Source organism: Bacillus sp. NPDC057893, from assembly GCF_042796455.1.
Classification (GTDB): domain Bacteria; phylum Bacillota; class Bacilli; order Bacillales; family Bacillaceae_G; genus Bacillus_A.
In genome coordinates this window covers 360,051-380,060 of record NZ_JBHVNG010000002.1, presented here as the reverse complement: position 1 = coordinate 380,060, position 20,010 = coordinate 360,051, and the positions used below count along the sequence as shown (strand labels likewise).

Below are 20,010 nucleotides of genomic sequence, written 5' to 3'. Positions count from 1 at the left end.
TTACTCTTTTCGAAACAATCCAAACACTCCGACCGTTTGCAGTACATTTGTAAATGCACCCGGGTCCACTTGTTTTATAACCCTCTCTAATTCGTACAACTCGTAACGAGTAATAACAATCATTAACATTTCTTTATTTTCATTTGTATAAGCACCTGTTGCAGGTATAGTTGTAATCCCTCTCACTAAGCGAGAGTGGATCGCTTTTCGCACATCTGCCCCATTCTTTGTAACAATTAATGCCGTAATTTTTACATGACGTGTATGAATCGCATCAATAATTCTGGTTGATATATACAAAGTGACTAAAGTATATAATGCTTTTTCCCATCCATACACATAGCCAGCAGCGATAATGATAAGTGCATTAAAGAAGAAAAAATACGTGCCGATAGGCTTATCTTTTATCTTTGATAAAATCATGGCGATAATATCTAGGCCACCTGTAGAAGCACCCCACTTTAAAGCAACTCCTACCCCAATCGCTGAAATAATACCACCAAAAATCGCATTCAATATAATATCATTCGAAACCGCTCTAACTGGGATAATTTCTAAAAACAAAGTCATAAATATAACACAGAGAAAACTAAAAAACGTAAAAGCCTTTCCAACCTTTTTCCATGCTAAAATAACGACGGGAATATTAAATAGACTAAACAATACACCCGTAGATATATGAATGGATAAAAAGTCACCTAATACTTGCGATAATAATTGAGACAATCCAGCAAAGCCACTCGCATATACTTTCGCTGGTGTTAAAAATAAATTCATCCCAATCGCATTTAATAAACCTGCAATAATCACAACGACTAACTTCTTAATAAGTTCAGTATAATTCAGCTTCAAATCCATTTCTAATCCACCTTTAGTAATCATGAATGCACCGCTATACATAGTCTTTACGAAAAAGGAAATGATAAACATACAACGTTTAGAAATGGAGTTGATACATATGCCACATACGAGCGATAACGACAAAAAAGCACGCGACAATAATGCAAAGCGCACTCAAAAAAATGAACAAGAGCAAAAAAATATTCAGCAAGGGAAACGTGCATATTCTAAGAAAACCGATCATCTTTGATTACATCGTACATCAACGTTAATGTTGATGTACTTTTTTTACATTTTACAGGGAAAAAACATTAAAAATTCACTTCATGTTCACTTCTATATTCTACAATAGCGATAACATATTCAGATGAGGTGTTAGCATGAAAGGAAAAAGTACATTCATTATCACTGCACTAATAAGTATATTAATGCTATCTGCTTGCGGACAAAAAAATGACTCGGCCACAATCGCTACAACAACAAACTCAACCATTACGAAGAGCGATTTCGAAAAACAATTGAAAGATCGATATGGAAAAGACACGCTATACGAAATGGTAGCACAAGATGTTATTACTAAAAAATATAAAGTATCTAATGATGCAGTAGATAAAGAAGTAGAAAAAGCAAAAGATCAATATGGAGAACAATTCAAAGCAACACTAGAAAATAATCGTTTAAAAGATGAAGAAGATTTCAAAAATCAAATTAGATTCAAACTTTCATTAAATGAAGCGATTAAACAAAGCGTTACAGAAAAAGATGTGAAAGACCACTATAAACCAGAAATTAAAGCTAGTCACATTTTAGTAAGTGACGAAAATGAAGCGAAAGAAATAAAGAAAAAATTAGATGCCGGCACTTCATTTGAAGAATTAGCGAAACAAGAGTCTCAAGATATATTATCAAAAGATAATGGCGGAGACCTCGGATACTTCGGGGCAGGCAAAATGACACCTGAATTTGAAAAAGCTGCCTACAAATTAAAGGTTGGACAAATTAGCAATCCCGTTAAATCACCAAACGGCTATCACATTATTAAACTAACTGATAAAAAAGATTTAAAACCTTACGATGAAGTGAAAGACTCTATACGTAAAGACTTAGAAGAAGAACGTATTGCCGACCCTTCCTTCGGTCAAAAATTATTACAAGATGAATTAAAAAAGGCGGATATTAAAATAAACGATAGTGATTTGAAAGATACATTTTCTCATCTTTTTGGGAAAGGGAACTAAAATAAAGCACGATCTTATTTTTTAAAATAAGATCGTGCTTTTTAATCTTTCATCAAGATTTCCAACCTTTCTTCAAGCTTTTATAATGCCAATTGATATGATCTAATTCTACCTCCATTTCAATTAGCGCATCTATTAAATCTTCTTTATTTTGCTGAGATTTCATAATATTTTCAAGCAACTTTTCAAACCTTTGACTACTCTCATATATATCACTTAAATCAACTGCCGCTATTTCACTTTCTTTTTCAGGGGATAATACGGAAAGACGTTTTATTAATTATTCTAGTACATTCTCTTGCACTATCATGCCTCCCTTTTCAGCCGATACTTATGCAGATTTCTTCAACATTTCAAAACTAACCACGGATACCACAACACCTCTTCTGCTTCAATTTCTCCATCATCAATTAAATGGATAATCTGCTTTGCATCTTCATACTTATCAACAAGTGATAAGTCATTTAATTTCTTGCCAAACGCTTCAAAGTCCACTTGTAAATTGTTATGAATAAAAGAATAAAAATCATTGTTACTAAAACCACATATATCAAATCCTAATATTTCATCATTTTTAACATCAGCAGGTAATGAGCTTTCGAGAAAGTCATATCTAGAAACTTTAAAGTCATTTTCTTCCCGCTCATTCATTAAAAAATCCGTCCGATACTCTTCTGAAAGATGCAAACTAATAATCTCCAGATTTTCTATCCCCTTTACATAATTTCGCTTAAAGAATCTCGCATCTTCTAAATTTTTAAAAGTATTCGGCCACGAGAACTTTTCTTCTTCCATTAGTGTATCTAAAAAAGATTGTCCACTTTCATGTTCCTCTTTACTAATCTTCAACCTTCCATTTATCATCTGAGCAATAGGATCATTTTTATTTGAATTACACCAAGGGAAAAACCAATAATCCGGAAATGTAGGCCGAATCCCATTACATATCGTTAAAATCGTTTGTGATAGTCCCTCAATATTGCATTCTTTATAGATAAGTTCCCTATCATAGGAAATTATGAGGTATCCAGCGTTATAAAATTTCATATGCATATCTCCTTTTCAAAGGGTTACTAAACATTCATTACAAATGTGGAATCCTCATACTTCCAGTTAGCTATACAGTTTCTACTTTACGGATGCTCTCTAGTTTCTTTATATTCATCAATAATATATCCTGAATAAGCAGTAGCCTGCCTCTCATATCCAATTCTCGTTAGTTTTATATCATTAATCCATTGGAAATAATGCGTTAGCTCATGCGCAATAGTAACCAGATAGCATCCTAAAGCGTTATCTTTTCCATTTTTCTGCACCGTATCATAATAATCCCCTGTCGAAATACGAATATACGGCTCAACATTTCGATCAAACGGCCCAAAGAAAGTACCATAGACTAACTCTCCATCCATTGCCTTTATTTTATATAACGTTTTCACATAAATAGGTACTCTAATTGGGAAAAAGTATTCTCGGCGCAACCATTTACAAAATTCCTTAATGGCTCTTCTTACTTCAGGATCAACATCTGTATCAAATTTCAATCGTAATCCAGTACGGTGACTCTTCTCTTCTAAATTATAATATTCTTTCCAATTCCTCAGCGTCCAAATATGCATACTATTATCCTCGTTACTTCATATTTTCTAAAGAATGAAGGTTCATTTCGATTATTTGATTGGCTCTCCTAATTTTTCACCATTTTTAGTTTTAATGCTAAAACTATCCTACCTTCTAAAAACTATAGAATAGTTAATCCTATAACTTTTTGATGTTATAACATACCTCTTCTATACTTTTTACATCCGCTTCAAATGATATTTCATACTCCCATTTTTCACTCTTTAAATCATTTTTAGAAAAAATAAAGTATACGAAAAATCGATTTCTTTTGAGCTTCACTTTAAGCTCCATTTCCTCTTCATCGGCACTCAATACAGCTTCCTTAATTTCTTTTCGTAGTAATGCTTCTAGTTTTTTCCCAAATCCAATTATTTCACTCGTCAAAAACATTGGCCCTTTATACTCATAATGGAAATTATTTGAGGATATAGCTAAGCGATTCAGTTGTAAATCACGTAAATACATCTCATCATCATTTGGATACATAGACCCAAATGATACAATGATTATCTTTTTTTCATCCCCTAAAAATACCATCTCAAATTCTTTTCTTCTTTCCACCATATGACCTTCTTCCATTGTTTATCCTTCTGCGAACAATACCTTAGAGTAATAGCATCATATTCGTAACTTGTGATCACATTTCCTTCTCCATCTGTTTCGTATAGCGGATTACTTTGTATCAAAAAAGTGTATCTCAAAATCAAACTACCTGTTTAGATTTTGAGATACACTGAATTTACTTTTCTTTTTCAAAAATAACAGCCAATATTCCAATAATCATCAAAGAAATTATTATTAATAAATTAATTGTATTACTCAAGAACGCCCTATATGGAGTAGAGGTTGCTATATATATATTAGACTCACTACTAGCACCGTTACCACTTTATATTGTCTCTTTTTTAACATAATCGCTAATACAATACAACTACAATTAAAGCAACATTATATACACCAATATTTCCTACATTTTATAAACTTCTTCTACACTGTCATAGCATACATAATATGAAAATAACAGCTAAGACCATAAATAATAAGTGCACTCATTGTAATATACCACTTTCCCCCGCACTTCTTTACATACTGCATAAGCCCCCAAAGGCAAAGTAATATAACTGATTGAACTACTAAGATTTTTAATGTCCCCAATAGTGTAGCTATCATAGAATAGGTAATCCATATACTCAAAAATGAACGTATAACTATAACCGCAGCAGCGATTTTTTGATAATAAAATAGTTTTATACTACCCGCATAGTAATCTTGCAAAAGAATAACAGACGCTATTAAAATATTTAAAACAAGAATCACAATAAATTCCAAAACCGCTATCAATTCTTCAATTCTCCTTCTTTAAATTTATTTACGCTTTCCTATCGCATTAGAAATACGCATTAACTTTGCTTTTGTAGAATTCTTCTTCGCTTTAGCTATACTCTCTAACCTCGCTCCTGGAAGCCTTCCAAAATGTTTTTTCGGATTTTTAGCCAATCGGGATACATTACGACCCACCTGTTTAAACGGGACAGTCACTCTTCCTTGGATAGTTTTCCCCAGAAGTCTTGCCCCCCCCTTTCACAGGAGTTATAAAACCTAAAACTCTCCCTACTCCTCCGAAAGCCAAACCACGTAAAGCACCTTTCCAACTATATCCACTCTTCCTGTTTTTGTATAAATAAGAAGCTAATCCAAAACCAGCACCCATTGCTGCACTTGCAACCCACCATGGAGCATGCCCATCAGGATCGATCTTCATCACCGGATTATTATCACCATACGTATACCCATTCATTGTAACCGGATCATCTTCATCACCCGGATCAGGATCCACCGATAAAAACACACCATGCTCAGGATTATAGTATCTCGCAATCAAGTAATACATACCAATTTCTTTATCATACATATAACCCGCATACCCAAATGGATTATCTGCCGCGATACCTTTCGTATCACTCTTTAATACGTTACCCCACGAATCATATTCATACGTTGCTACAACTTCTCTATTTTGATCTGTCATCGCAACTACATCACCGCGAGGGTTATAGTGGTAGTATACTGTTTGTCCTTGCGATTTCATTGCTAGACGTGTACCACTTGTAGAATATACATATTGACGAAGGACTTTTCCACTTCCATCTGTTTCATACAATGGATTGATACTATCTCCATCATATAAGTAGCGTGTTACGGTTCCACCTACATTCTTTTCAATACGGCGATTATCATCGTCATATTTATAAGTTGCAAATGCATTGCTCTCACCTTGTTTTGTAATCGCTACAATCTGATCATCTTCGTTCCATGTATATTTGTACTTTCCATCCGATGTACGATTTCCATTCGCATCATACGTTAACGATTCGTTTCCGAATTTCACAAGCTGATTTCCTTCATTAAACGTTGCCGCTATAGATTTTGTTTCTTTGCCATTCTCTACAACTTTCACACTTGTACGGTTTCCAAATCCGTCATATGTGTAGGATTTACTTGTTCCGTTTTGTAATGTCTCGTTTAATAGTTGGTTAATCGGGTCATATACAAAGTTGGTCTCTGTTACTTTCCCGCCCGCACCTTCATGTTTAATCTTCGTACGGTTACCCGCTTGGTCATATTCATATCGCTCCGAAAGTAGAATACTGTTTGACGTACCTACTACTAAATCTTTTATTTTATTCGCATGGTCATAGTTAAAGGTAGAACCTGAACCATTTCCAGCCGTATACGTACGAACATTTCCTTGATCGTCATAATCAAAGCGATACGTTTGAGAACCGTCTGTCACACGAATGTTTTGATCTAACGTGTTGTAGTCATACGATACTTTATTTGTGTATCCACCTTGCGTTACTGTTTGTTCTTTTAATTTTTCAGTCTTACTGTTTGCTTTGTCATGATATGTCCAGTCAATCTTTCCGCCCCGGCTATCCGTTGCACTTGTGACGCGGTCAGCCTTATCGTATGTTTTCGTGCGTTCTACACCATTAACATGGTCTTTTACTTTTGTGACTTGTCCATTTTGATCACGTTCAAATGTAAATGAATCTTTTCCATTTCGCTTTTCACCAATGACGCGATCCGCTGAATCATATACAGATTCCAAAATCGAGCCGTTTGGCATTTTTGTCTGAATTTTGTTTGCATTTTCATCATACGTATGTTCAATACGACGGTTTAACGCATCAATATACACTGTATTTTTATTATCTACATCATATTCATATTTGTGTGTTTGTGTTTTCCCGCCAAACATGATAGATTTCTCTGTTGTATTTCCTTCAAAAAATAATTCCCTAACATTTTAAACATCAATAATAACAATAATAATAATAATATGAACATTCAATTAACTTATCGTATTTTTTAGAAAATGGCAAAACAAAAAAGACCCATTCCCTAACCAACTAGAGAAAATAGGTCTTTTCCATTCACTTTATTTTTTAAAGTAAGTCCAGCCTTCTTCTTGGTAAACCTTCTCTTCTTTCATCAACTTACCAAGCGCACGCTTAAATGCAGCCTTACTCATATTGAAACGTTCTTTAATGTCTTCTGGGTTGCTCTTATCCCAAAACGGCATCGCTCCGCCTCGTTCTTCCATATATGCATAAAGTACTGCTGCATCATCTTCCATTCCTTCTTCTTTACGAGGAAGAAGTGAAATGTTGATTGTACCGTCATCTTTCACGTCAATGATACGGCCTGTTACGCGCTCACCGATGCGGACTTGTTCTTTTCTTTCTGTATGGTGTAAGAAAGCACGGAAATGCTCGTCAGTTAGTATGAATGAACCAACTTGAAGTGAGCGATACACACGTCCATTTACGTTTTTATTACGCATAGATGGTGTTGCATCTACGATAATTTCTTGCATATCACTGTCTCTTGCCGGAAGAGCAATTAAACGATCACGATTCGTTAATTTTAACGTACAATATAATTCGTCGCCTTCCTCAGGCCATACTGGCATATAAATTGGAAACTCATCAAGTGGAATTAGTATATCTTTTGATACACCAATATCAACAAACACACCTAAACTAGGAATAACTTCTACAACCTTTACCCAATTCCAATCATGTGTTGTAATAATTGGTTCCTTCATTGTTGCTGAAATACGATTTTGGTGATCAAGGTATAAGAATACATCAATCGTATCGCCTTCTGCAATTTCTCCAGCTAATTCGTTTTTATGTAGGAAGATTTCTTCCTCTTCGTTTCCAACCATATATCCGATTTCCGTTTCGCGTAAAACAGTTACCTGTTCAATCGATCCTAATTGTAAATACATATTTTTTAATTCCCTTCTATATATATAAAGTGAAACTTTAATCATTGGGGGTTTTGTTCATCCCCCAATGATTATTAGTTGAACCAATCGGGCGTTTACGGGCAGTCCGACTCCCACCTAACTTCTTTGTTTCAGCTGAATTTTGAGGTGGAAGTCTTACTGCCCGTTAATGCGGGATAAAGTTATCTTTTTTATCATTCCAAACAAAAGTTAATTATAACACGATTTTTCCTTTATTTGTCCAACTGCCCAAAATTCACTATAATTAAATAAAGACTTTATCTATAGGACTATATTACCCTACGGATGATCCGTCAAAACACTTAAGTTGCAACACTCTATCTAATCGATGTATTTTCCACTATACTTTAATATGTATATTACATAGCCTATTTAGGTGCATGAAAAGATAGAAATTTATTTGGAGGTGCTAACTATGGCAAAAGAGAGTTCTTTTGACATCGTTTCGAAAGTAGAATTACCTGAAGTAACAAACGCAATTAACATCGCATTAAAGGAAATCCAAAACCGATATGACTTTAAAGGTAGTAAAAGTGATATTAAATTAGAAAAAGAAGTACTTGTTTTAACTTCTGATGACGAGTTCAAATTAGACCAAGTAAAAGACGTTCTAATTTCTAAACTTGTAAAACGTAACGTTCCAATTAAAAACTTGGACTACGGAAAAGTTGAAACTGCATCTGGTAACACTGTTCGCCAACGTGCAACTCTGCAACAAGGTATCGATAAAGATAACGCGAAAAAAATCAACAACATCATTAAAGAAATGAAATTAAAAGTGAAAACACAAGTTCAAGATGACCAAGTACGCGTAACAGCGAAAAGCCGTGATGACTTACAAGCAGTAATCGCAGCCGTTCGCAGCGTTGACTTACCAATCGACGTACAGTTCATTAACTACCGCTAAAAAGAAACCTCCTCTATTCAGAGGAGGTTTTCTACTTATTAAGAGCAACACATTATCGCTTTATCAAATGATTTTTCCGGAATATAAACTTTATCATTTTCAACTTTGTATTTAATATTATTTCTCTTAAGAACCGCTGTATCAACAGAATGAACACTATCGCCCCACCGAACAAATTCCCCATCGTCACCGTTGTCCCAAAAATGCAAACTTACGAATACGATAAGAAGACATACAGTGAAACTTTAATCAGTGGGGGTTTTGTTCATCCCCACTGATTATTAGTTGAACCAATCGGGCGTTTACGGGCAGTTGATCTCCCACCTAACTTCTTTGCTCCAGCCGAATTTTGAGGTGGGAGTTTTACTGCCCACAAATAGCGGGATAAACATAGAGCGAACCACTTCTTTTTTCTCAAACATCTCACCTCATCATAAACTATCAATTGAGCACAAAAGAGAGCCCCTCATTTCCTCCTCTTTTTAACCGCAATTAAAAAAGTAATAAATAACACGTTCACACCGACGATTAAGGAGATAAATAACCAATTCACACCAGTTTCTTCGCTAACTTTATACACATTCGATTCTTCGCGCTTTAAAACGAGATAAAATTTTCCGTTTTCTTCTCTTATAATTTCGTCTTCTAACAATCCTCTTAACTCTTGTTTATCACCAATTGCACTTACAGGTAAGGAAACTTTTTGCGTTTCTTTCGTATTATTAATCGCTACTAATGTTACTTCGTCTTTATACTTTCTTTTTAGTATACTCATTCCATCTTTATCATATAGAAGTTCAAACGTACCGCGTCGTAAAGATGGTCTCGCTTGTCTAAGTTCACCTAGCTTCGTTATATGCTGCATAAACTTTTCATCCGATTTAAAATCCATTAATCGTCTATTATCTGGAGCATCTCCCCCGTCTAATGCGATTTCAGTTCCGTAATAAAAATTCGGTATCCCCGGGGATGTTAATAAGTAAGTAATCGCTAGTTTTAAACGAGACGGCGGGTAATACATATTTTCTTTTGCAATACGCGCAAATCGCTTTGTTTCTTGATTATCTAAAAACGTAGCAAATTCCTCTTCTTTTCCGCTCACATCATATAAAGGTTTCACAGACATATCTACTTTTGAAAATGACTCTACTATTTTTTTATAGTACTCATTATCTCCCTTTGTCATAATGTGAAAACCTTTCTTTACCTTCTGCAAATCCTTTTGCACTTCATCCCAAAAAGTATGCGGCTTTTTTTCACTATGTATCACATAACTTCCGTCTAAATCGACTTCTTTTATCCACCATTTCATCGAGTCTATTAATTGTTGTTCATTTTCTTCATACGGAAATTGAAAGACAACTTTCATCCCTTTTTTGTGAGCCTCATTTACAAGTTCTTTCACATCATTTTCTGTTCCGAAATGTTCATTTACTTTTTGAAAGTTTCGAACGCCTAATCCATCATACTTTTCACTTTCAAAAAGCGGAGAGAGCATAATAGTAGTAAATCCCATTTCTTTTATGTAGTCTAATCTTTTTATAATCCCTCTTATATCTCCGCCCTGATACCCTTCTAAATTACCAACGTCTAACTGTTTGTCATTTTTCGGTTCTCCGTTATTGAAGCGATCAATCATAATGGAATATATAACTTCATCTCGCCATTCCCTTTTTTCTTCCGCAAAAGTATGTACTGGTACAAACAAAATAACAGCTAAACAAAAACAAATGAATAGTTCCTTAGTCCATATTTTTTTCACGCGCATCCCCCAAACTTCCAATTGTAAGAATATTATACCAATTTTTAGAGCAAATCGCATAGGTTGATTTTATTCCTCCAAAATACACCATGTTAGGTTTTCTGACATTACCTAGAAAGTTTTCTGCATTTTTAGTTGATTTTTCTTTTTATTTCGAATATGATATGAAACATAACAAGTCAATGTTATTTTTTCTAACATCATAGGAGGAGAGAGAATGAATACGGGAGATACAGTTTTCATTTTTGTAACGACAGTAATGGTCATGTTGATGACACCAGGATTGGCACTTTTTTATGGAGGTATGGTTCGCAGTAAAAACGTACTCAGCACAACAATGCACAGTTATAGCGCAATGGCTATCGTTTCGATTCAATGGATTGTTATCGGTTATTCTTTATCATTCGGACCAGATTGGCACGGACTTATCGGCAATCTCGATTGGTTCGGTCTAAACGGAGTTACCTACGCACCAAATCCAGACTACTCATCTACTATTCCTCACAATTTATTTATGATGTTCCAACTCATGTTCGCTATTTTAACTCCCGCTTTAATTTCAGGTGCATTCGCCGAAAGAATGCGATTTTCTGCCTTTCTTATTTTTATCCTTCTTTGGACAACAATCGTTTACAATCCTGTCGCTCATTGGGTATGGGGCGTTGGTGGATGGCTAAGAGAACTTGGCGCGTTAGACTTCGCTGGCGGTAATGTCGTTCATATCACATCTGGTGTTGCCGGTCTTGTATTAGCTATTTTCCTAGGAAAACGAAAAAACATAAGCGGCACCTCTCCTCACCATTTGCCATTTACGATGTTAGGCGCAGGCTTACTCTGGTTCGGCTGGTTCGGTTTTAACGTCGGTAGTGCATTATCTTTAAATGACGTAGCTTTAACTGCATTTATTAATACAAATATAGCCGCGGCTGCCTCAGCTCTAACTTGGATGCTTTCTGAATGGTTCTTCCAATCGAAGCCGACTGCGATGGGGGCTGCTTGCGGAGTTGTTTCTGGTTTAGTCGCAATTACGCCAGCTTGTGGATTCGTTACACCTTTCTCCGCTCTTCTTATCGGAGCAATTGGTGGTATATTATGCTTCAGCGCTGTCTTCTTCTTAAAAACAAAATTCGGATACGACGATACACTCGATGCCTTTGGATGCCACGGCATCGGAGGAACTTGGGGCGGTATTGCGACAGGACTATTTGCAACTACTACTGTAAACGGTGATGGTGCTAACGGTTTATTTTACGGAAATGCCGCGTTACTACTTAAACAACTTGTAGCAATCGGGGCAACATATGCATTCACGATCATAATGACGTACGCCATTATTAAAGCCATTAACTTTTTCCTCCCTGTTCGGGTAGATGAGCATGAGGAACATATGGGACTTGATATTTCGATGCACGGCGAGAAAGCTTATGAGTATGTAGAAAAATCCGCAAATTAAAACGAAAAAGGTGTACTCCGTTCTAACACGGGGTACACCTTTTTCGTATATTCATAACGATACAATTATCCCAAACTATTGGCATATAAATATCCTTATCTATCTATTCATATAAGCATCTTACCTTTTCATTAGTGCATTTAAAACGAGTTGTACCGCAACCGCATCATCTAAATAACCGATTGGAAATATATAATCCGGAATTACATCGACCGATAATATAAAGTAAATCAGCGCACTTCCCATTAAAGCAAGTTCTGCAGTCGTTCCCTTCTTCTTCATAAATCTCTCGTACAATTCTTTTAAATCATTAATAAACGGGCCAATACTGCTTACCTTTTGAATCTTTTCAAGAAACCCCTTTTCAATCGTTTCTTTCCCTTCTTCCGTTTGCGAATATTGTTCATAATTCGCCAATTGCTGCTCTACATTCGATATACTAAACTTTTGATCATAGAGCTGGGCGGATTCAAGTAAATGCTCAATGTTATTAATGGAAACATGAATATCAGATTGTTCCTCCTGTTTTGTGTCAATAGAATAACCTGCCGCCACAAACAAATCACCAACCGGAACATCAAGGCTCTCTGCGAACTTTTGCAAATGCTTTGGATTCGCCTTTCGCTTGCCATTCACAATCATTGAAATGGTAGCAGTATCAATTTCAGTAAGCGAACTAAGTTTTCGCATCGATAAAGACTTTTCCTTAAGTAACTTTTTCAACAACAATCCAAGATTACTTTTTTCATTATCTTGAGACATATCTCATTCCCCTTTATTCACGAGAATAACCATAGTTATTATAAGAAAAATAACTACAACCACTATACAATTCATATTAACAAATTTTTTTGACTATTTACAAGATAGAAGTCTTTTATATGTTTACATTTTGTAAACAAAAAAGCTATCTTAAAAATTTAAGATAGCTTTTTAACTCATTTTAACCATTTCCGCAATAATAAAAATACACTACCGCAAATTACGTAAGAACTCACGAATGTAACAATTGCTATAAAAAATGAATGATGTAGCGAAAAGGTTAGTACCGTTAATGAGAAAGATACAAAGATTAAATCCAATAAAATAAAATAGCCTGAACTTAAAACACTTTCTACTAATTGTAATTCCGACTCTAACTCCGAGTACTTTAGCCTTTTATACAGTAATCTCAATTTCACTCACCTTCTATGAATTAATCAAAAAATGCAGCAAACGCAATAACTAATAATAATGTTCCACTAATCAATGTACCAAACTGACCTAAAGTGAATTTACCGATGCGAACGTGAGCTATCTTTCTACCTAATGCAACTCCGCCCCATACTGTAATAAAACTACCCACTGCAGCTGCAATACAAATAGCAATTGGATTCAAACCGAATAAACCCGCTCCTAATCCATTTGTGAGCGCATTAGCAGACAAACCAATTCCAAGAAAAATAGATTCTGTAAAACCGATTTCCCCAGATTTACCGATATTTTTCGTCAAGCCATTTATTTCTGCGTCCGCCGCTTCGCCTTCAGTCTCTTGCACCGAAACCTTCCGAGGCATTGCTAGTAAAATGATTCGGAGGCCGATTATAACTAATAAGAACGAACCGATTACAACTGGCATAATCCCAGGTAAAATTTTTGACAGCCATAAGCCAAAATATATTCCTACTACACTAAATAAAAAGCAAATTACCGAAATAATAAAATTTGATAGATGACTAATTTTTATATTTCGAATGCCGTAAGAAATCCCTACCCCTAAGTTGTCAATACTTGATGAAAATGTTAGTGCTAATACCATCATCCATGCTGCCATTTCGTTCACCCCTTCGTATTGTTGAACGTTCCGGAAACTAACGTGACATACATAGCATGGAATATGAATAAGGGAGAAAATAACTCCCTATATCCCTTCCACTTAACAGCTCTTTTTAAAAACGAGGCAGAGTGAACCACTTCATTATATTCATGCGATTTACTTTCCCTTTTTCACGAACGGATTGAAAAATATCTCCCGTAAAAGATCCCATTTTACTAGAAATCTCTTTTTGCATCGCTTTATTTTCTGATGCCGCTTTCACACTTAAATCTAATGCCTGCTCAAAATGCTCTAACGCTTTTTCCAAATGATAATCTACATCTTTTTCTACAGCTTTATGCATCATGCTTAATCTCCTCCTCTTCATCTTGCGCTTGTTCAGCTGCCGCTTCTATAATTTCTTGTTCATCAGTAGTGTCATCTTCCACATAAGAAAGTTCTTTCTCAAATTGCTTTTGCATTCTATCCATTTTCGCTTCCACAATAATATCTTCCACTTCTTCTTTAATTGTTTCAAAAGTAGACTTCACACCTCTTGCTCCTGATTCAACAAGCGGACGAAGTGTATTTCTTACGACAGGTAATAAAGCCGCACTTGCTAACGCTAAAGTAGATCCAATAACAACTTTTCGTATCATTTTCATTGCTCCTTTACACTGTTTTTAATAATGCAGATTCAGAGACTACCGGTTTTACTAGATTATTATTCTTATATGAAACTAAATTAATAATAGGTTTCGAGATTTGAGATACTGTACCCGCTACGAGAAGAACAGGTATCCATTGCGTCAGTGTTAACGGAACGGTATGGAATATACGAGCTAACGGCGGTACATATATAGCTGATAACAATACGAGCCAAGACGTTCCTAACGCTGCAATAAAGAAACGATCTTTTGACCAATCACGCATCGTTTCTTCCGATCCCTCTTGTCTCCAAGAGAAAGTTTGAATGAGCTGTCCAGCAACTAAAGCCGCAAATGCTGATGTTTGTGCTACTGGAAGTGGCACTCCAACTGCTAAACTAATACCAAATACAGCGAGCGAGCCTACCCCAAGCAATACTCCTCTTGTCACAACTTTTTTGTACAAATCTTTATCAACAATATCTTGGCGTTTCGTTTGCTTCGTTTTGTTTCCAGGGTTTACAGCTAAAATCATCGCTGGTAAAGCATCGGTAATAAGATTCATTAATAAAATTTGAATTGGCACTAACGGAATTGGCATTCCTGCAATAACAGCAGCACTAGTCACTAACACTTCCGCTAAATTCCCCGTTAATAAACAACCAACTGCTTTACGAATATTTCCGATGATCGTTCTACCTTCTTTTACCCCTTCAACAATTGAACCGAAATGATCCTTCTTCAAAATCAAATCAGCGGCTTCTTTCGTAACTTCTGTTCCGGTTTGCCCCATCGCAATACCGATATTCGCCTTTTTTATAGCCGGTGTATCATTTACACCATCTCCAGTCATCGCGACGATTTGACCATCAGCTTGGAAGGCAGTTACAATTCGTAATTTATGAGCCGGAGTCACACGAGCAAAAACAGATGTACTTTTCACAACTTCTTTTAATTCCTCATCTGCCATGTTATCAATTTCTAATCCCGTTAAAACACGATCTTCACGGTTCCAAATTCCAGTTTGTTTCGCAATCGAAATCGCCGTAGTCGGATGATCTCCCGTAATCATTACTGGCTTCACACCTAACTCAATCGCTTCACGAATACTCTCTTCCACTTCAGGTTTTGGCGGATCAATCATACCGACTAATCCAACAAAAGTAAGATCATCACTTTCGCCATTGCTGTATGCGAAACCTAATACTCTTAATGCCTGTTTTGCAAACTCTTCATTTTGTTGTAAAATAACTTCTTTTTGCTTATCACATAACGGATATATTTGACCGTTATCTTGATACCATTTACAACGAGTAAGAATTGCCTCTACAGAACCTTTCGAGAACTTATATAACTCTTCAGCATTACTCTCTTTACAAACAACACTCATAATTTTCGTCTCTGAATCAAAGGGTTCTTCATGATGACGTTCAAATGACGCCATATCTTCATGTAATGCACCCGCTTTAGAAGCCAAACTTAATAAAGCTCCCTCAGTCGGATCACCTTTCACAATCCATAGGTCATCTTCCTGCTCTAATTTACTATTGTTACAAAGGACACCAATTTGAAGAATACGAGATAAATCCGGATTTTCTAGTGGCATGCTTTCCGTTTCATAATAAGTAGCCTCTTCTATATCCGTATCTACAGCAGCAGCAACTTTAGATGAAGTTACATCAGCAATCGCCCCTACTGGTTCATACCCATCACCCGTTACACTCCATAAACGATTCGGCGTAGCAATTACTTTAACCGTCATTTCATTTTTCGTAAGAGTTCCCGTTTTATCAGAACAAATTACCGTCGTTCTACCGAGTGTTTCTAAACTCGAAAGCTTCCGAACGAGTGCATTTTGCTTTTGCATACGGAATATACCCGCACTTAAAGCAATTGTGATCATAATTGGCAACCCTTCTGGAACAGCAGAGGCAGTAAGAGCAACCGACGTCGTGATCATTTGCGTAATTGGCAGTCCCCTTAGTAGCCCCGCCATAAGTACAAGACCACCAGCTACAAATGCTCCTTTAATAAATGTTTTACTAATAGATGTCACCTTTTTCTGCAATGGCGTAGGCTCTGTTTCCTCCCCTTTCATTAAGGAAATCATATAGCCCATCTCTGTACACATACCTGTTTCTACTACAATTGCTACCGCTTTACCACGTGTTACAGACGTCCCCATAAAGAGCATATTGTTTCGCTCTGCTAACGAGCATTCTTCTGGCATAGCGTCCGCTTTCTTTTCAACTGGAAGTGACTCTCCCGTTAACATCGCTTCATTAATTTCTAAGTTCCAAGAGTTAACAACGCGAAGATCAGCAGGTACACGGTCTCCCGCTTCCAGGCAGACAATATCTCCTGGAACGAGTTCGCTACTTGATATTTCTATTTCTGCTTCTTCTCGTATTACTTTACAAACAGGAGCTCGGAATTGATTTAAAGCCTCAACTACCTTTTCCGCCTTCCGCTCTTGAAGCGTCCCAATTATTGCATTTACAACGAGAATTGTCCCCATCGCTAATCCATCAAACCAACCACCAGATATAACAGATAATCCGGCTGCTCCGAGTAGAATAAGCGATGTAAATTCTTTAAATTGCCCCATAAACGATACAATCCAATGAACTGACGGTTTCGGTTCAATTTGGTTCATTCCGTATTCTTCTTTTCGCATATTTACTTGTGCATCACTTAATCCATATTGCTTCTCAACTTGTAATCTATTCATCACTTTTTCTTGATTAAATGTATACCACGGAATTTGATCTTGTTTAGCAGGCATCACTTTTGGCTGAGAAGAATCCATTTTCGACAATTCTCCATAGGAAAATATCTTCTCACTCATTCTTTTCGCCCTAGATAAGAACGTTAACGATAAAGCATTTGCAAATAAGGCGATTACAGGTGCTGTGAATATAGACCAAACTGCTAACATCTCTCCCACCACATTCCACACTTTCGCTGCGCGGAAATGCTCATTCACCAACTTATTGATTCGGTTTGCATACGCTGTAGATTGTGGGATATTTTTTATTTCTTCAAACGGTATAGACGGAAAATCATTATTATGATCCGATGCAAATAATACCTCTTCTCCACTTGAGCGAAGCAATTTCACCCGTTTGGCAGCATCCCCCTGCTTCCAGCTATCATCCACGCCATAATGAGAAAGGATGTTACGATTTACATGTAAACTATTTTGCAAAACGCCTATACTCCACTTATTTTCATGTAATCCATTCACTACTTCTTTGAATTCAGGAATAATGGTAACCTTCGATCCAACTAATAGACCGAAGCATTTTTTATTTTTAGCAACGAACTGAACTTGAAAACCTTCTTTTTCAAGTCTCTTCGCTTCCAGCTCATACGCACTTATATCTACACCATTTCGCTCGGCAAAATCTTTACTTCCGAAAAAGGAAGTTATCCCTTGAATTTCACCTTTTATCCCTTCATTCTCTACTTGAACTTCAAACGCCTTTCTTAACGTTCTTCCAGTTTTCGCCGCCTGTTGCACGACTTCTTCTTTCCAAACATGCTCACTTTTTTCAATAAGAGAAGCGGCTGTGCACCAAACTTGCCCGTCATTTTCATCTTGTGAAATACAACTCATCCCCTCTGCTGAGGACTGGAATATACGAGATGTATCATCCAATACTATCGTTTTTGTTCGAGACAATTGTGATAACGACCCACCACTTGGAATGACATATCCTCTTTCTCTTGCAACGAGGTCACCTTGTCGCCACGCATATTCTGCCGATGAGACAGCCGGTTTCGGATTAGCCGCTAATAAAACTGCCATTCCGCGTAAAGGATTTCTAGTGAAAGCCCAAGTTGCTCCACCAAAAATCATTCCCCATTTTGATTGTTTTTCACTATACGCTTTAATCTCTGGAGAAAGGAGATTTTCTTTATACGCTTCATTTTCTTCGTTTATGTTTGCTTGACTACGCTTCCAGTTTAAGTAGTTTAATAGACTAAGACCGGCAAGCACGACAATATTCTCCCGTGCGAGCGCAAGTGCAAGTGTTCCTACACCAAGCACAAGATCAGAATTCACCTTTTTGCTAGCAACCATTTTTTTGAATCCTCGCTTCAGGAACGGATAACCCGTCACAACAGATAAAGCTCCAGATACATAAAAAAGACCAGGACTTCTAGCTAAGGCAGATCTACCCATAAATAATTGTTTTATGCCGAAAGCACCTAACCCAACAACCGAAAGCGCTAACGGTAACGGCACACCTTCATCCTTTTTGCTATGAACAGTGTCATTATTACGAGAAACTACACTAGATGAATAATCTATTAATTCCTCCTTTTCTTCACTGCTATTTGCACTAGTTTTCTTTCGCTTGGTCACTTGTTCTTCTATAAGTTGAATTATTTTGCAAATGTTATGTAGAGAGGTCTTGTTGATATCGTAAGTAATAAGGGCTCTTCCTGTAGAAATTGAGGGGCTTACTTGATAAATACCTTCCGCTTGACTAAATCGGTCTAATATCAAGTTCGCCATGTTCTTGTTGTGTTTTAACTTATATATTTCAATTCGAATTCTTCCAGGTAACGATCGTATAAATCTCGTTTTTAATGATTTACTTTGCATCCCCATCCTCCTTATCGTCTTGAAGGAAGTAAAAAACTGTATTACTCATGGAGTGATTAAGGAGTGACAGGCAGGTTTTCATAATCTATATTTTGCTCAGAATGATACGCATTTACACGAGAAAACCATTTTTCCTGGAATTTAGAAATTGTATTCGGAACAGCTTCGACCGCTCCTATAATTGGTGATACTGTTTTCACAGCTACTCTACGTGCCGCTTCTTTCACTTTTGGCAAAGCTTCTTCCATTTCTGAACCAGCACTTTGAATTTGTTCCTTCGCACCAAGAAAAGCTGATACTGTTTTTACTGCAAGTTTTCGTAATCCCTTTCTCGCTTTTGGTGATGCCAATATAACCGCTGCTACCCCAACCGCTATACCAATTGGAGATTTCATAAATCGAAACATATTCATTTCTCCTCACTTAAAGTTATTTCGAATCTTTAAAACAAACAACTCATATACAATTAAGTAACCTTGTAAACCATTTCATCACATCCCTTATTTTGTAAAAAGTATATAAAGAGTATATATTTTTGTTTGTATTATTTCAACAATTTATTAGTTTTTTGTAAATTTTATGTTAATTCTGAAAATTATTTTGTAAATACTTCTATTTCTACGTAATGGGATAAGTAATATATTCCATAAACTTTTCTTACTCAATTGTTGAGATTTTGTTGAGAATTCATTTTGTATTTTTACAAATTATAAACAGGGACATGCACTTTTACGAAACAACTTTTATATACTATAAAAAAAACACTATAAGGAGTGATTTTCATGAGCTTCTCCTACTGGAAATACGCTATC

General features: G+C 36.3%; 20 protein-coding genes and 1 pseudogene. 4 read left to right on the top strand and 17 right to left on the bottom strand.

Annotated elements, in window-relative coordinates; translation table 11 throughout:
• Positions 1 to 858 (bottom strand): YitT family protein, encoded by an 858-nt coding sequence (locus ACFVQC_RS10575; protein WP_002158899.1) that lies wholly within the window; start codon positions 856 to 858, stop codon positions 1 to 3.
• A gap of 100 nt (positions 859 to 958) precedes the next feature.
• On the opposite strand from ACFVQC_RS10575, the gene ACFVQC_RS10570 reads away from it, so the two are divergent.
• Positions 959 to 1,090: a DUF3941 domain-containing protein gene (locus tag ACFVQC_RS10570; RefSeq protein ID WP_001120851.1), complete on the top strand. Its 132-nt coding sequence runs from the start codon at positions 959 to 961 to the stop codon at positions 1,088 to 1,090.
• Between the two features lie 130 nt (positions 1,091 to 1,220).
• Positions 1,221 to 2,078, top strand: coding sequence for a peptidylprolyl isomerase PrsA (gene prsA, locus ACFVQC_RS10565; RefSeq protein ID WP_377898316.1), 858 nt, complete (start codon positions 1,221 to 1,223; stop codon positions 2,076 to 2,078).
• A 41-nt stretch (positions 2,079 to 2,119) separates the two neighbouring features.
• Here the strand turns inward: prsA and ACFVQC_RS10560 are convergent.
• The 7 genes and pseudogenes from ACFVQC_RS10560 to ACFVQC_RS10530 form a co-directional block, all read right to left on the bottom strand.
• A pseudogene (locus tag ACFVQC_RS10560) lies at positions 2,120 to 2,355 on the bottom strand (hypothetical protein).
• Between the two features lie 68 nt (positions 2,356 to 2,423).
• Positions 2,424 to 3,125 carry a hypothetical protein gene (locus ACFVQC_RS10555; RefSeq protein ID WP_377898315.1) on the bottom strand — a complete coding sequence of 234 codons (702 nt, stop codon included), beginning with the start codon at positions 3,123 to 3,125 and terminating at the stop codon, positions 2,424 to 2,426.
• Positions 3,126 to 3,211: 86 nt separating this feature from the next.
• Positions 3,212 to 3,697: a hypothetical protein gene (locus tag ACFVQC_RS10550; protein ID WP_377898314.1), complete on the bottom strand. Its 486-nt coding sequence runs from the start codon at positions 3,695 to 3,697 to the stop codon at positions 3,212 to 3,214.
• A 139-nt stretch (positions 3,698 to 3,836) separates the two neighbouring features.
• The gene (locus tag ACFVQC_RS10545) at positions 3,837 to 4,280 is read right to left on the bottom strand and encodes a WapI family immunity protein (protein ID WP_377898313.1); all 444 of its coding nucleotides are present in this window, start codon (positions 4,278 to 4,280) and stop codon (positions 3,837 to 3,839) included.
• Positions 4,281 to 4,688: 408 nt separating this feature from the next.
• Complete coding sequence (locus ACFVQC_RS10540) at positions 4,689 to 5,042, bottom strand: hypothetical protein (RefSeq protein ID WP_377894277.1); 354 nt, start codon at positions 5,040 to 5,042, stop codon at positions 4,689 to 4,691.
• A 181-nt stretch (positions 5,043 to 5,223) separates the two neighbouring features.
• Positions 5,224 to 6,903 (bottom strand): RHS repeat domain-containing protein, encoded by a 1,680-nt coding sequence (locus ACFVQC_RS10535; RefSeq protein WP_377898660.1) that lies wholly within the window; start codon positions 6,901 to 6,903, stop codon positions 5,224 to 5,226.
• 240 nt (positions 6,904 to 7,143) lie between these two features.
• Positions 7,144 to 7,998 carry a CvfB family protein gene (locus ACFVQC_RS10530; RefSeq protein ID WP_377898312.1) on the bottom strand — a complete coding sequence of 285 codons (855 nt, stop codon included), beginning with the start codon at positions 7,996 to 7,998 and terminating at the stop codon, positions 7,144 to 7,146.
• A gap of 436 nt (positions 7,999 to 8,434) precedes the next feature.
• Here ACFVQC_RS10530 and ACFVQC_RS10525 point away from each other — a divergent pair, with 436 nt between their 5' ends.
• Positions 8,435 to 8,926 (top strand): YajQ family cyclic di-GMP-binding protein, encoded by a 492-nt coding sequence (locus tag ACFVQC_RS10525; protein ID WP_002030284.1) that lies wholly within the window; start codon positions 8,435 to 8,437, stop codon positions 8,924 to 8,926.
• Between the two features lie 38 nt (positions 8,927 to 8,964).
• Here the strand turns inward: ACFVQC_RS10525 and ACFVQC_RS10520 are convergent, their stop codons facing one another.
• Positions 8,965 to 9,150: a hypothetical protein gene (locus ACFVQC_RS10520; RefSeq protein ID WP_377894299.1), complete on the bottom strand. Its 186-nt coding sequence runs from the start codon at positions 9,148 to 9,150 to the stop codon at positions 8,965 to 8,967.
• A 242-nt stretch (positions 9,151 to 9,392) separates the two neighbouring features.
• Positions 9,393 to 10,748, bottom strand: coding sequence for an alpha-amylase family glycosyl hydrolase (locus tag ACFVQC_RS10515; protein WP_377898311.1), 1,356 nt, complete (start codon positions 10,746 to 10,748; stop codon positions 9,393 to 9,395).
• Between the two features lie 157 nt (positions 10,749 to 10,905).
• On the opposite strand from ACFVQC_RS10515, the gene ACFVQC_RS10510 reads away from it, so the two are divergent.
• Positions 10,906 to 12,141, top strand: coding sequence for an ammonium transporter (locus tag ACFVQC_RS10510; protein ID WP_377894272.1), 1,236 nt, complete (start codon positions 10,906 to 10,908; stop codon positions 12,139 to 12,141).
• A 120-nt stretch (positions 12,142 to 12,261) separates the two neighbouring features.
• On the opposite strand, the gene ACFVQC_RS10505 is transcribed toward ACFVQC_RS10510, so the two are convergent.
• From ACFVQC_RS10505 to ACFVQC_RS10475, 7 genes are all read right to left on the bottom strand, one after another.
• On the bottom strand, positions 12,262 to 12,903 hold the full coding sequence (locus ACFVQC_RS10505; RefSeq protein ID WP_002064224.1) for a DUF1232 domain-containing protein: 642 nt from the start codon (positions 12,901 to 12,903) through the stop codon (positions 12,262 to 12,264).
• 176 nt (positions 12,904 to 13,079) lie between these two features.
• The gene (locus ACFVQC_RS10500; RefSeq protein ID WP_002149873.1) at positions 13,080 to 13,316 is read right to left on the bottom strand and encodes a hypothetical protein; all 237 of its coding nucleotides are present in this window, start codon (positions 13,314 to 13,316) and stop codon (positions 13,080 to 13,082) included.
• A gap of 20 nt (positions 13,317 to 13,336) precedes the next feature.
• Positions 13,337 to 14,017, bottom strand: coding sequence for a sporulation membrane protein YtaF (ytaF, locus tag ACFVQC_RS10495; protein ID WP_080001738.1), 681 nt, complete (start codon positions 14,015 to 14,017; stop codon positions 13,337 to 13,339).
• A 52-nt stretch (positions 14,018 to 14,069) separates the two neighbouring features.
• The gene (locus ACFVQC_RS10490) at positions 14,070 to 14,303 is read right to left on the bottom strand and encodes a hypothetical protein (protein WP_016094557.1); all 234 of its coding nucleotides are present in this window, start codon (positions 14,301 to 14,303) and stop codon (positions 14,070 to 14,072) included.
• Positions 14,293 to 14,595 (bottom strand): hypothetical protein, encoded by a 303-nt coding sequence (locus ACFVQC_RS10485; RefSeq protein ID WP_002087012.1) that lies wholly within the window; start codon positions 14,593 to 14,595, stop codon positions 14,293 to 14,295. Before ACFVQC_RS10485 ends, ACFVQC_RS10490 begins: the two co-directional genes overlap by 11 nt.
• Before the next feature lie 13 nt (positions 14,596 to 14,608).
• Complete coding sequence (locus tag ACFVQC_RS10480; RefSeq protein ID WP_377898310.1) at positions 14,609 to 19,198, bottom strand: cation-translocating P-type ATPase; 4,590 nt, start codon at positions 19,196 to 19,198, stop codon at positions 14,609 to 14,611.
• A gap of 56 nt (positions 19,199 to 19,254) precedes the next feature.
• Complete coding sequence (locus tag ACFVQC_RS10475) at positions 19,255 to 19,605, bottom strand: YtxH domain-containing protein (RefSeq protein WP_377898309.1); 351 nt, start codon at positions 19,603 to 19,605, stop codon at positions 19,255 to 19,257.
• Between the last annotated feature and the right edge of the window lie 405 nt (positions 19,606 to 20,010).